Genomic DNA, 12354 nt, shown 5'->3' with positions numbered 1-12354 from the left:
AAAGTCCGGTCCAAGCTGTTATTGAATATGATGGAACGCCTTATACCATTTGGTCGCTTCGGCGATCGCCGCATCTCCTCCGCGAGCCTTCCAATCTTTGACGAATTGATCGAAGGTCGCATCCAGCTCCGCCTTGCCGGTAACGACTTTCGCAAACATGTCGAGGAATAGCGTGCCGGCGCCGCTGCCCAGCTCCGGATGCGTCTTCAGCGCATCCAGATTCGGCATGTACAGGCCGTCATTTTTATAGATCGAGTTTTGAGCGGCCTGCAGCCCTGCTTTGAGCAAGTTGGCGTTCGGATCGATCGCCAGGACGAGCGGCGACAGCCGTCCCTCTTGACGCGGATTGATCGTCAGCCGCACTTGGCCGATTTCCGTATTGGCTTGGCTCTTGGCGTCGAACACGATTTTGCCGTCGGTGCCTACCGTGTAGTTCCGACCTTCGATACCATACGCGAAGAACTTGTCGGCTTCCGGGCTCGACCACGCCCAGTTCAAATATTTGATCACTTCCTCCGGATTTTTGTTCGATGTTGGGATGACCCACACGTCCTTGATCCGGTCGCCCTCCAGCGTCAGCCCTTTGCCCTTCGGTCCTTGTGGGCCTTCGAGCAGCGAAATTTTGACGTTTTTCTCATTGACGAACAGCTCCGGCGCCCAGTCCTGCTGGTAGTTCTGTACATCGTGCAGCCATATGCCTGCTTTCCCTTGCTTGATCCCCGCACGCCAGTCAGACGACTTGTTCGTGAACAGATTCGGGTTGATATAGCCTTTGTCGTACAGCATTTTCCAAAATTTCAACGCGTCCTTCATTTCCGGCTGAATCAAGCCCGCCTGCAGCTTGCCGTCGCGATACATCCATTCCTTCGGATGCGCGCCGAACTCCTTGAAGAACATCTCGCTGTAGTCGAGATTTTCCCGCACGTAAAAGCCGTATTCGTCGTTCGGATCGCCATTGCCGTTCATGTCCTGCACTTTGACGGCCTCGAAAAATTTCAGGTAATCGTCGACCGTTTTCGGCTGCGGCATGTTCAACTTATCCAGCCAGTCCTGGCGCATGTAGACGACCCGGTTCGCCGGAGCGCCGGACAGCGAAGGAATGCCGTATATTTTGCCGTCCTTGCTGATGCGCGGGCTGTCCCAAACCGCCTGCGGAATATTTTTCTTAATATCCGGGCCGTACTTATCCAGCAAATTGTTCAATTGATGAAAGATGCCCTGCTCTACCGCTCCGGGATGGATCACGGAATTGAGCGCGTCGTCGGTTTCTACCATGTCGGCCAAATCCTTCGAGGCGAAACGAACGGTCAGCTGTTGAACGTACTCCTGATTGTGGCCGAGGAAGATATAGTGCAAATTGTAGCCCGACAGCTTCGACAGCGCCTGGGTGTACACGTCGTCGTCTCCCTTGTACTGCATCGCATAGGGACCGAGATTGTGCGACAACAGGATGCTGAGATCTTTCGGACCGGTGGAGGTGGCGTCGGACGATTCTTGGGCATCTTTCCCGCACGCCGCGAGCAAGCTTGCGGATAACAGAACGACGGTAATGCATGGGACAAGCTGTTTTGCTTTTAGTTTTTTCATGTTCCCAACCCCTTCGAATTTTGTTTTTTGTTACCGCTTTCATGTTTCTGACTCCACTGTAAGATCGGGCGGCTTTTGCACGCAATTATCAGTTGGTGCACTCGGGCATACATGTAATGATCATGAAAATGAGCGGCAATGATAATTGAACAATGCGATCGCGGAATTAAAAACTGTCCTGCGGACGGTCCTTGGCGTTGGCGTTCAGTTGGTGGTGGTCGACGGTGGGATACTGAGTACAAAAGTAAACAGGCTGAGAACCAAATTTCCTTCATTTACTCTGAGAATGACGATCGGAGTATCTATGTACTCCAAACGCGAAGCTAGCTTCGCGTTCTGGATACTTAGGTACTCGGTTTGGCCGAAATAGAACCAGCATGCGAAATATGGTTCTCAGATTGCGAAATTTGGTATCCGGCTCTCCCTGCTCTTCCTGCTCTTCCTGCTCTTCCTGCCCTCCCGGCTGCTCCTTACTCCTGCACCTTGCACATTGCACATTGTGCCCACCCACGTATTCCCGACAGCAGCTCTCCTCCAACAACGCTGTCCCCGAGCTAGTATTTTTACGAACCCATTAAACTCGACATCAAACGCAACTGACTGTTTTGCTCACCAAGCAGACTAGATTTTACAACTAATAGATATCTGACCGGTCACTAGCCTTGCATTGAACCTAAGCTCCTAAACAAGATTAGTGGGTCGGTGAGCTGGGCTACTGCTGTAACGCGGATTTTCGTGCTTAGAGGCGGCGAGAATGCTGGTTTTGCTGCTGCAACGCGGATTTTCGTGCCTAGAGGCGTTGGGAATGCTGGTTTTGCTGTTGCAACGCGGATTTTCGTGCTTAGAGGTGACGGGAGTGCTGGACTGCTGCAACGCGGATTTTCGTGCTTAGAGGCGGTGGGAGTGCTGGTTTTGCTGCTGCAACGCGGATTTTCGTGCTTAGAGGTGGTGAGAAAATTGGACTGCTGCTGCAACGCGAATTTTCGTGCTTAGCGGTTCTTACTATTTGGTCAAAAAAACTCCCGGAACCTCAACGAGTTCCAGGAGTTTTTTGCCTTTCCTTAGAGCAGTCGCTGCACGTGGTTGTTCATCCGCAGCGCCGCTTCCTGCAAGGCGCCGACGATAGCCTTGTCCTCGGGCTCGAAGCGGAACGCCGGTCCTGCGACGCTGATCGCGGCCACCACTTCTCCCTTGCGGTTGAAAATCGGCGACCCGATGCTTTTCACTCCGTCCCGCTGCTCCATCCGGTCCAACGAATAGCCGAGCCGACGGATGTTGTCCAGCTCCGCCTCCACCCGCTCTTCGTCCGTCAACGTATGCTCCGTCACCTTCGCCAGCCCCGCCTCGCGGTACACCCGCTCGCGGAACGGCTTCGGCATGTGGGCCAAAATCGCCTTGCCTGTCGCCGTGCTGTGCAAGGGCATATGTTTTCCGATAAACGTAGTCAAAAAGCCGATTTCCTTCGGGCTGTCCACGATATCGATATAGACGACATGAACTCCGTCCAGTTGAGCCAAATGCGCCGTTTCGCCCGTAACCAAAGAAAGCTCCTCCAGAAACGGATGGAGCAGCTTTCGCAAATTGATGTTGTTCAGCAGCGATGTGGCGATGCGCAGAATCGGGAGACCGAGGCTGTATTTTTTGGAATGGGCGTCGCGTACCACGTAACCCGACTCCGTCAGCGCGGCCAGAAGACGATGGGTCGTGCTGCGGCTTAGTCCGCTTTTCTCGCAAATTTCCATCATGCCCATTCCGCCGCCGTCCACATTCGCCAACGCTTCAAATATATGGAGCACCTTCAATGCTGGATCGTTTGCGTTCACGCTCATTTTGCTATCACCCGTATTTGAATAATTAAGTCAACCCTCATTATACTCAAAAAAACGGGGCGAAGAAAGGCGGCGAGCCGTTCGCCGCCGTTCCATGTGCTGGGGCGAAATGCGGGGCGCCGCCTTCTTGTCAGGGGACGATCGCCTCTTGCTCGTATTCCTTGCGCAGCTGCGCCGCGATAATGTTCCGCTGGATTTCCGAAGTGCCTTCATAGATCCGCGTAATTCTCGCGTCGCGGTAAAACCGCTCGATCTCGAATTCCTTCATGTAGCCCATGCCGCCGTGAATTTGCAAGGCCCGGTCGGCGATGCGGTTGAATACTTCGGAGGCGTACAGCTTGCACATCGCCGCTTCTTTAATGACATTAGCCTTGTGGTCGGTCATCCACGCCGTCCGGTACGTCATCCAGCGCAGCGCCTCGATCTCCATCGCCATGTCGGCCAGCATATGCTGCACGGCTTGCTGCTCGAAGATCGGCTTGGCGAACTGGACCCGCCGGGAGGCATAGCCCGCGCTCAGGTCTAGCAGCTTCTGACAGGAGCCGAGGTTGCGCGCCGCCAAGCCGGCCCGCCCGTTCGTCAATATTTTCAGCGCGTTGACATAGCCCTGCCCTTCCCGGCCGAGCAGGTTTTCCGCCGGTACCTCCAAGTCCTCGAAAACCAGCTGCGCCACGGGCGAGCCACGCAGCCCCATCTTGTCGTGCACTTGGCCGACCGAAAAGCCGGGGAACCGTTTATCCACGATAAACGAGCTGATCCCCTTCACGCCCTGCTGCGGATCGGTCACCGCCATGACGGTGAATACGTCGGCGATCGCCCCGTTCGTAATAAAATGTTTAGTGCCGTTAAGAATATACTTGTCCTTGATCCTGACCGCTTTGGTCTGGAGATTGTAGGCATGCGAGCCCGCATCCGGTTCGGTCAGCGCAAACGCCCCAAGCCGCTCGCCCGCCGCCATGTCGGGCAAATAGGCGCGTTTTTGCGCTTCGCTGCCCAGCTCCACGATGCCGACCGAACCAATGCCGGTATGGCAGCCGACGATACTCGCGTAGCCGTTGTTTGTGTAGCCCAGCTCCTCCAAAACCGCGCATTTGTCCAGCATGCTCAACCCGAGTCCGCCGTACGACTTGGGAATGCCCAACCCGAACAGCCCCATCTTCATCGTCTGTTCGAGCAGCTGTCGAGGTACCTCGTCCTGTTTTTCGATCTCGTCTGCGTACGGCTCGGCCACTTCCCGCACAAACTGCCGCACGCGTCGTTTTAGCTCCAACGTTTCGCCGGAAAAGGAAAAATCCATCAAATCAACCTCCCGCTATCGGCTCGTCCGGCTCGTTCGCCGCGTTCCGGTCAAGTAGGCCAAACATCTTCGAGCCGATGCCGCCGGCGCCGTCAATAACGGTACGGACGGGCGAACCTGCTCCGCCACATGGTCCATGCTGTATTGCGAAAGCACGATGACGTCTACATGCCCGTCCAGCTCCCGGACCATGTCGACGATTCGCTCATCGTGCTCCTTGCGCCTGCCCTGGAACAGCAAATGAATAAGCCCAGGCTCGACAAGCGACCGGACGCGGACGTCCGGCTTTCGCGCCTTCAAGTAAGCGAGCAAGGCGACTGGCGTCTGCCGGACGGTCGAGACGAGACCGATGCGTTCGTAAGCGAGCGCCTCGTCGAGCATCGCTTCATCCGATCGGAACAGCTTGACGCCGTATCGCGGTTGAAGCGTCAGCACCGCTTCGTTGAACGCAGAGCACGTCAGCTGAATGCAGTCGGTCTGCGACTGCATCGCCAGGTCGAGCAGGACGGCCATCCGCTCGACGATCCCCGGCGTCAGCTCGCCCTCGGCCTCCATCATCGCGAGCAGCCCCGTATCCATCAAATGGAGCAGCTCGACGGCGGCTCCGCTCCCGGATGCCTCATCGCGGAAGGCGCGTTCGATCGGCGCCACCGCGGTCGTCGTCGCGTGAATAAGCGCGACTTTCATACGAGCGTCCGCCCCCCGTCCACGTACAGGACGTGGCCGGTGACGAAACGGGCCAGGTCGGAGAGCAGGAACAGCGTCGGTCCGATCACGTCGATCGGATTGCCGAGCCGGCCGGCCGGGATGAGCTGGGTCAGCTTGTCGTACGTGTCGGATTGACGCAAGTAGTCCCGGGTCAGATGCGTCTCCATATAACCCGGAGCGATCGCGTTGACCGTCACGCCCTTGTCGGCCCACTCATGCGCCATAACCCGCATCATCTGATTCATTCCGCCTTTGCTTGCGGCGTAGGGGGAATGGTTTTTGTGCGCCAGCAGCCCGGATACCGAGGAGTACAAGACGATACGTCCGTAGCCCTGCCGCACCATCCGCTTGCCTGCCGCTTGCGTGAGCGTAAACGCGCTCGTCAGGTTAATGTCCAGAATGTCCCGCCACTCCGCATCGTCCAGCTCCGTCGCCGGCTTGCGGATATTGATCCCGGCCATATGAATGAACAGGTCGAGGCCGCCGAGCTTGTCGCACGTATCGTCGACGAGCCGGCGGCAGTCGTCCGGCTGGCGAACGTCACAGCGCACGGTATAACAGCCCGCCTCGTCGAAACGGTTCAGCTCGGCAATGGCGTCGAGCCGGCTCTGGTCGATATCCGCAAGCACCAGTTGGACCCCTTGTCGGATCAACTGCTCCACGCACGCTTCGCCGATGCCGCCCGCGCCTACGACAAGAGCCTTGCGGCCCCGAAGGCCGAGCGAAACGGCTTCATACGGTTGTTCGTTCATCTGCAACGCCTCCCCTTCAGCATTTGGCGAATTGGCCGCGAATGCGCAGCAGCTCGCGGTACAATTGCGGATTTTGTTCAAATGGAGCGCGACCGTGCATCCAGAACGTATTGTTCAGCATGATCAGGTCGCCGACCGGCAGACGGATCGCGCATTTGGACGGGCTGTCCTCCAGCGAAGCCGACATGTCCCGCAAATAAACGGATTGCTCGATCGTCTCCGGGTGTACGAATTGATCGATAAAATAAATACACGGCTTGTCGTTCCGTAAATAAAACGTCTCGTGGTTTAGCGACTCCCCTACGTTTTTGCTGCCCGGCGACTTGTACGTGAATTTGTAGACGGCCAGCGGATGCGTCGCATACCGCTCCAGCTCCTCCCAGTCGTCCAGATGGAGCAGCGTAGATTCGCCCCCGGCCGCGCTCCGTTCGTCCAGCTTCATCATAAGCAGCCAGTCGGTCGCCTCGTCGACGTACGTGCCGTCCGTGTGCAGCGTAAACAACCGGTACGCCTGGCGCAGGTACGAATCGCTATTGTCGGTATGCTGGACGGAAAACCGGGCGTAGTACATACCCGACATCGCATCGAAGTTCGGGGTGCCGACCAGGTGGGCGACGGCCGTGGCGAATTTGACGCAATCGTCCAGATTCGTTGTCCCCCCCTGCACGCCGATCGTGAATCCGCCGGTTTGCCGGTCGTGCAAAATGCCGCGAATCGTATCCGGGAAGGAGTCCCCGAGCAGCTCGCGCAGCTTGGCGGACAAAATGTAGCGCGAATACGGCACGTATTCCAAATGCTGAAGCGCCGTATCGGCAAAGAAGTTCACAAACTCGGCTACCGCTTCAGGCGCCGCCTCGATCCGGTACAGCCGCTTGTGCTGCGGATGCGGCGCGACCGTGTAAGCCGGCTGCGTGTGGACGAATGTCATGTGAGTACCCTCCAGTATCAAAATCGAATCCCGATCGGCTGAAACATAGGCAGCTTGACCTCTCCGACTTCCTTGAACACGACCTCCACCTGCATGTCGCAATGGATGTCTTCGAGCTTCGCGTTGACGATATTGGACATCATCCGCACGCCCTCCGCCAAATCGATCAGCGCAACTACGTACGGGCAGTCGTCGGCGAATGCCGGACCGGAAGGGCGATATGCCACCGTATAGGAATACACGGTCCCGCGGCCGAGGCATTCCACCCATTCCAGCTCGCCCGACATGCAGCGAGGACAATACGCTCGCGGATAATACACGTGCCGTCCGCAGTCGGCGCAATGCTGGACAACTAGCTTGCCTTCGTTGCAGCGCTCCCAGAAATACATCGAATCGCCGTCGGGTATCGGTACCGGTTTGACGATGTCGGCCATGCTCAATCCCTCCCCAATATGCACGTGGATGCCGAGGACAACGTGCCGCCCGTGCCGTTCACCAGCGCGATCTTCGCGTCCGCCACCTGTCTGTCGCCGCATTCGCCGCGCAGCTGGCGGACCGCCTCGATCAGCAAGAAGACTCCGTACATGCCCGGATGCGCATAGGACAATCCCCCGCCGTTCGTGTTCATCGGGAACGCCCCGCCGGGCGCCGTTCGGCCGCCCGCGACGAAATCCCCCGCTTCGCCCGGCTTGCAGAAGCCGAGCGACTCCAGCGTCAGCAGCACCGTGATCGTAAATGAATCGTAAATTTCCGCGACATCGATATCCTTGGGCAACAAACCCGCCATCTCGAACGCCGTCCTGCCCGACTTCGCCGCCGGCGTCACCGTCAAGTCCGGCATCCCCATCACAGACAAATGCGAATGGGATTCCCCCTGTCCGAGCAGCCAGACGGGCGGCTTCCGACAATCCCGCGCCCGCTTCGCCGACGTGACCACGACCGCCCCCGCCCCGTCGGTCACGAGGCAGCAGTCGAGCAGATGCAGCGGGTCGCAGATCAGCGGCGAGCCGAGCACGTCGGCCACGGTCAGCGGGTCGCGCATCGTCGCCTGCGGATTCAACATGGCCCACTTCCGCGCGGACACGGCGACTTCGGCCAGCTGCTCACTCTTCGTCCCGTACTGGTGCATGTGGCGCCGAGCCGCCATGGCGTAACCGCCGACCGGGGACGGCAGGCCGAACGGCGTTTCGTATTGCGCGGTCAGTGAGGGGGGACGTCCGCCTAAGTTGCGCGAGCGTTCCGAGCGCTGCGTGCTGCCGTACACGATCAGAGCTACCTCGCACAAACCAGCCTGGATCGCCGCTGCGGCATGGCCGAGCTGCGCCTCCGGCGACGATCCCCCGATATTCGTCGAGTCCGTATATCGGGGCTCGATCCCGAGATATTCAGCTACGGCGATCGACGAAAAGGTGCCGACGCCCGGCAGCCCCCATAAGCCGGACACGAACAGGCCGTCGACGTCCCGCAGCCCGAGCCCGGCATCCTCCAGGGCGGCTTTGGCCGCTTCGGCCTGAATGTGCAGGACGGACTTGCCTCCTTTCACTTTCCCGTTCTCCAGCTCGACGTCTCCGATGCCGACGATCGCCGCCGCATGTTTGATCGACATTGTTGCCCTCAGTCCTTTCCCGTCATTTCTCTCGTGTAATTCAAGCTCGCCCGGCCGACGGCGACCGCCCGCCCCGGCTCCTTCTCGACGGTCAGCTCGAGCTCGGCGGTCCATGCCGTCTCGTCCTTCGCGACAACTTCGGCCCGGCATACGAGCGCGTCGCCCGGCTTGACCATCTCCACGAACCGTACCTGCAACCGGCTGACGAAGCCGTTCAATCCGACGATTCGTCCCGCGTACTGGCCCACAAACCCCATGACGAGCATGCCGTGCGCGATGACGCCGTCCAGCCCTTTTTCGCGTGCGACCCTGTCGTCGGTATGGATGGGATTGAAATCGCCGGACGCCTGCGCGTAGGCCGACAGCTGCGCGTTATCTACGGGCGGCTTGACCAGCGGGTCCAGCTCCCGTCCCACTTGAAGCCCAGTCCAGTTCATGCCTGTCCACCCACCGTCCTTCAACGTAAAATGACCGTGCTTACGCCGGTAAACACCAGCCGGCCTTCCGGGTCCGCGCCGCGAATTTCAGTCGTGAGCAGCGTCATTTTCCCCAGCTTGCCGTGCCGCACCTTCACGCCCACGACTCGGCTCAAGCAGATCAGCACGTCGCCTGCGACGATCGGACGCTCGTAGCGGTATTCCTGCTCGCCGTGAATGGAGCGGCTCGGCTCGTAAGGAACCGGAGGGTAGGCGAACCGGAATGTAGTCGGAAACGTCGGAGGCGCTACGATAGCCGGGTAGCCGTATGCTCGGGCGATGTCTCTGTCGGTATACAGCGGGTGTTGATCGCCGATCGCCCGGGCGAAAGCCAGGATCGCTGCCTCCTCCACGATAAATTGCTGAATCTCGCTCGTTTTGCCGATTACGCTTTCATCGATATCCACCTTCATCCGCCTTTCCGCTCTGCGCATTTCCGCCTTTCCGCTCTGCGCATTTCCGCTTTCCGCTCTTCGCCCTTCCGCCTTCAAAAACCCTCAGCGTCGTCCGCCGCTTACATAAATAACTTGTCCGGACACATAGCTCGCTTCGTCGCTGGCGAGAAAAGCGATTACGTTGGCGACGTCCTCCGGCTGTCCGACCCGACGCAGCGGAATTTGCTCGGCGGCGGCCCGCTGCCTCTCCTCGAAGTCGACTCCCATGCGCTCCGACGTCTCTTTCGTCATCGCGGTCACGATAAACCCCGGCGCCACCGCGTTAACGTTGATGTTGAACGGTCCGAGCTCGATCGCCAGCGTCTTCGTAAACCCCTGCAAGCCGGCTTTCGCCGCGGAATAGTTGGCTTGGCCCCGGTTGCCGAGCGCCGAGGTGCTGCTCGTGTTGACGATTTTCCCGTAGCGCTGCCGCACCATATGCTTTTGCGCGGCGCGGCTGAACAGGAAGCTCCCTTTCAAGTGCACGTCCATAACCGTATCCCAGTCGTCCTCGGACATCTTGAACAACAGGTTGTCGCGAATTACCCCCGCGTTGTTCACCAGGATGTCGAGCCGGCCGAACCGTTCGATCGTGTGCGTCACGGCTTGTTCGACTTCGGTGCCGTTCGTCACGTTGCAGCCGATCGCTATCGCTTCCCCGCCGGCCGCCCGAATGGCCTGCACGGTGTTATGCCCGAACTCCTCTTTCAGCTCCACCACGGCGACCTTGGCTCCGCCGGCGGCCAACCGTATCGCTGTCGCCGCACCGATGCCTTGACCGGCGCCGGTTACGACCGCGACCTTCCCCTGCAAGCTGCTCATGCCACTTGGCCTCCCTGAATTAATTTTTGAGAAATGGAACCGCATCCGCCTGACGAGGACGCGCCAACGCTTCGGCTATGTCGTACCGGGCCGGCGTGATGCTCTTCAGTTCGTCGAGCGACATTTCCTCGATCAGCTCGACGAGTTGAAGCCGGCCGACCGCGATTTTGAAGACGGCGTATTCGGTCACGATCGTCCCGACTCGTCTCGAAGCGGTGAGCGGATAGGTGCATTGCTGCACGATCTTCGGCTCTCCCTTGGCGCTGACGTGGGTCATCGCCACAATAACGTGTTTCGCCCCGATCACGAGGTCCATGACGCCGCCAACACCGAGCACATCCTGGCCGGGAATGGCCCAGCTGGCCAGATCGCCGTTCTCGGCGACCTGCAAGGCCCCGACCACGGTGGCGTCCAGATGCCCGCCGCGCATCATCGCGAACGACCACGAGCTATCGAAAAACGACGTGTACGGTAGCTCCGTAACCGGCAGCTTGCTGGCGTTGACGAGATCGGGGTCCTCCTGTCCCGGCGCAGGCGAAGGTCCGACGCCGAGAATGCCGTTCTCGCTGTGCAGCGTAATCCGGCCGGCCGGCAAATAATCCGGGACGTAGATCGGGATGCCGATGCCCAAATTGACGATTCCCGGCTGCAGCTCCCGGGCGCACCTCCAGGCGATGTACTGTTTGACCTGCTCCTTGGACAGCGGCGAGTTAATTTTCGGTTGAGTATCCAGTCTGATCGCCTCTTTTCACGATAATGTCGACAAAAATAAACGGCGTGGCGATCGACTCGCTATCCAGCTCGCCGACTTCCACGATATCGTCCACTTCCGCGATCGTCAGCCGGGCCGCGGCCGCCATCAACGGATTGAAGTTTCTCGCCGATTTGCGGTACACGATATTGCCCGCCTTGTCGGCCTTGTGGGCGCGGATCAGGGCGACATCCGCCGTAAGCGTCCGTTCCAGCACGCACTCGACTCCGTCGTACATCCTCGCCTCCTTGCCCCGCGCCAGCTCCGTGCCGGCACCGGTCGGCGTATAGAACGCCGGGATGCCCGAGCCGCCCAGCCGGATCGCCTCCGCGAACGTTCCCTGCGGCAGCAGCTCAATGTCCAGCCTGCCTTCCCGATGGGCGCGCACGACCATCGGCGAGGTTGTAAAATAAGTGCCGATTCCTTTGCGGATTTTGCCCTGCTCGAACAGCTTGTGGAGATTGCTCTTCAGCGAAAAGTTGTTGCTGATAATTGTAAAATCGCCCAGCTCCGGCCGCCGGCACATCTCGCCCAGCAGCATCTCGGGTATCCCGGTTATGCCGAAGCCGCCTACCATCAAGGTCGAGCCGGCACGGATCCGGTCCACCGCTTCCACGCATGACAAGAATGCCACGTTCGTCGACAGTTGTGCGTCGGCCTTCATATCCCCTCCTCCTTTCCTTCGGAAACGTTCTTCTGCAGGAAGCTCCCGGTTGCCATGGCGATCAACATGCCGTTCTCGTCGGTAACTCGCCCTTCCACAGTGGCGGTCCGTTTCGTGCGATGAACGATTTTGCCGAACGCGTAAACGGTTCCATGACTGACGTTGTTCACGAAGACGATATTCAGATGCGTCGTCACGACCGAATGCTTGAAAATCGAGCGGGCGGCAAGTCCCATCGCGTTGTCCAGCAGCGTCGCATGCACGCCGCCGTGCAGCATGCCCAGCGTATTCATGTGATAACTATCCGCCTCCAGCGACAGCTTCGCTTCGCCGTCGCCGGCTTCGACAATGCGGCAGCCGATATGATGCCAGAACGGTCCGGGAGCCAAATAGCCGGGAGGCGGATCGGCGGGGTTCCATGTAGGATTCAGGGTTCGGTCACTCCTTTTTAACAAAATCGAGCTTGGCCTTGGTTTGTTGTAGTTCCATATATAGAATTA

At 58.9% G+C, this 12354-nt stretch carries 14 protein-coding genes; all 14 read right to left on the bottom strand.

Annotated elements, in window-relative coordinates:
* Positions 1-18 precede the first annotated feature (18 nt).
* The 14 genes from PKO02S_RS09650 to PKO02S_RS09585 all read right to left on the bottom strand — a co-directional run bounded on the left by PKO02S_RS09650 (position 19) and on the right by PKO02S_RS09585 (position 12309).
* The gene (locus tag PKO02S_RS09650) at positions 19-1587 is read right to left on the bottom strand and encodes an extracellular solute-binding protein (RefSeq protein ID WP_127581757.1); all 1569 of its coding nucleotides are present in this window, start codon (positions 1585-1587) and stop codon (positions 19-21) included.
* Positions 1588-2648: 1061 nt separating this feature from the next.
* A complete protein-coding gene (locus PKO02S_RS09645) occupies positions 2649-3416 on the bottom strand; it encodes an IclR family transcriptional regulator (protein WP_127581754.1) in 768 nt (255 codons plus the stop codon).
* Positions 3417-3546: 130 nt separating this feature from the next.
* Entirely contained in the window at positions 3547-4713 is a 1167-nt protein-coding gene (locus tag PKO02S_RS09640) for an acyl-CoA dehydrogenase family protein (RefSeq protein WP_127581751.1), read from the bottom strand.
* Between the two features lie 15 nt (positions 4714-4728).
* Positions 4729-5400, bottom strand: coding sequence for an aspartate/glutamate racemase family protein (locus PKO02S_RS09635; RefSeq protein ID WP_127581748.1), 672 nt, complete (start codon positions 5398-5400; stop codon positions 4729-4731).
* Positions 5397-6173 (bottom strand): SDR family NAD(P)-dependent oxidoreductase, encoded by a 777-nt coding sequence (locus PKO02S_RS09630; protein ID WP_127581745.1) that lies wholly within the window; start codon positions 6171-6173, stop codon positions 5397-5399. Before PKO02S_RS09630 ends, PKO02S_RS09635 begins: the two co-directional genes overlap by 4 nt.
* 16 nt (positions 6174-6189) lie before the next feature.
* Entirely contained in the window at positions 6190-7101 is a 912-nt protein-coding gene (glaH, locus tag PKO02S_RS09625) for a glutarate dioxygenase GlaH (RefSeq protein WP_127581742.1), read from the bottom strand.
* 17 nt (positions 7102-7118) lie between these two features.
* The gene (locus PKO02S_RS09620; protein WP_127581739.1) at positions 7119-7535 is read right to left on the bottom strand and encodes a Zn-ribbon domain-containing OB-fold protein; all 417 of its coding nucleotides are present in this window, start codon (positions 7533-7535) and stop codon (positions 7119-7121) included.
* Between the two features lie 2 nt (positions 7536-7537).
* Positions 7538-8707, bottom strand: coding sequence for an acetyl-CoA acetyltransferase (locus PKO02S_RS09615; protein ID WP_127581736.1), 1170 nt, complete (start codon positions 8705-8707; stop codon positions 7538-7540).
* 8 nt (positions 8708-8715) lie between these two features.
* Entirely contained in the window at positions 8716-9144 is a 429-nt protein-coding gene (locus tag PKO02S_RS09610) for a MaoC/PaaZ C-terminal domain-containing protein (RefSeq protein ID WP_127581733.1), read from the bottom strand.
* Positions 9145-9164: 20 nt separating this feature from the next.
* On the bottom strand, positions 9165-9617 hold the full coding sequence (locus PKO02S_RS09605) for an FAS1-like dehydratase domain-containing protein (RefSeq protein ID WP_246066903.1): 453 nt from the start codon (positions 9615-9617) through the stop codon (positions 9165-9167).
* A 63-nt stretch (positions 9618-9680) separates the two neighbouring features.
* Entirely contained in the window at positions 9681-10439 is a 759-nt protein-coding gene (fabG, locus tag PKO02S_RS09600) for a 3-oxoacyl-ACP reductase FabG (RefSeq protein ID WP_127581730.1), read from the bottom strand.
* A 19-nt stretch (positions 10440-10458) separates the two neighbouring features.
* Positions 10459-11115, bottom strand: a complete 657-nt coding sequence (locus PKO02S_RS09595) for a 3-oxoacid CoA-transferase subunit B (RefSeq protein ID WP_307720016.1) — start codon at positions 11113-11115, stop codon at positions 10459-10461.
* A gap of 34 nt (positions 11116-11149) precedes the next feature.
* Positions 11150-11854, bottom strand: a complete 705-nt coding sequence (locus PKO02S_RS09590) for a CoA transferase subunit A (protein ID WP_127581724.1) — start codon at positions 11852-11854, stop codon at positions 11150-11152.
* Entirely contained in the window at positions 11851-12309 is a 459-nt protein-coding gene (locus tag PKO02S_RS09585) for a PaaI family thioesterase (protein WP_246066902.1), read from the bottom strand. The genes PKO02S_RS09590 and PKO02S_RS09585 overlap by 4 nt, the downstream gene beginning before the upstream one ends.
* Positions 12310-12354: the final 45 nt, after the last annotated feature.

This window comes from Paenibacillus koleovorans NBRC 103111 (assembly GCF_004000845.1).
GTDB lineage: Bacteria > Bacillota > Bacilli > Paenibacillales > NBRC-103111 > Paenibacillus_AA > Paenibacillus_AA koleovorans.
Note: the sequence above shows the minus strand (reverse complement) of the source record. Positions and strands in the feature narration are given on the sequence as shown.

Bases quoted from the DNA above. Each gene is read 5' to 3' on its own strand.
- PKO02S_RS09650 (WP_127581757.1), bottom strand. From the start codon at position 1,587: ATGAAAAAACTAAAAGCAAAACAGCTTGTCCCATGCATTACCGTCGTT.
- PKO02S_RS09645 (WP_127581754.1), bottom strand. From the start codon at position 3,416: ATGAGCGTGAACGCAAACGATCCAGCATTGAAGGTGCTCCATATATTT.
- PKO02S_RS09640 (WP_127581751.1), bottom strand. From the start codon at position 4,713: ATGGATTTTTCCTTTTCCGGCGAAACGTTGGAGCTAAAACGACGCGTG.
- PKO02S_RS09635 (WP_127581748.1), bottom strand. From the start codon at position 5,400: ATGAAAGTCGCGCTTATTCACGCGACGACGACCGCGGTGGCGCCGATC.
- PKO02S_RS09630 (WP_127581745.1), bottom strand. From the start codon at position 6,173: ATGAACGAACAACCGTATGAAGCCGTTTCGCTCGGCCTTCGGGGCCGC.
- glaH (WP_127581742.1), bottom strand. From the start codon at position 7,101: ATGACATTCGTCCACACGCAGCCGGCTTACACGGTCGCGCCGCATCCG.
- PKO02S_RS09620 (WP_127581739.1), bottom strand. From the start codon at position 7,535: ATGGCCGACATCGTCAAACCGGTACCGATACCCGACGGCGATTCGATG.
- PKO02S_RS09615 (WP_127581736.1), bottom strand. From the start codon at position 8,707: ATGTCGATCAAACATGCGGCGGCGATCGTCGGCATCGGAGACGTCGAG.
- PKO02S_RS09610 (WP_127581733.1), bottom strand. From the start codon at position 9,144: ATGAACTGGACTGGGCTTCAAGTGGGACGGGAGCTGGACCCGCTGGTC.
- PKO02S_RS09605 (WP_246066903.1), bottom strand. From the start codon at position 9,617: ATGCGCAGAGCGGAAAGGCGGATGAAGGTGGATATCGATGAAAGCGTA.
- fabG (WP_127581730.1), bottom strand. From the start codon at position 10,439: ATGAGCAGCTTGCAGGGGAAGGTCGCGGTCGTAACCGGCGCCGGTCAA.
- PKO02S_RS09590 (WP_127581724.1), bottom strand. From the start codon at position 11,854: ATGAAGGCCGACGCACAACTGTCGACGAACGTGGCATTCTTGTCATGC.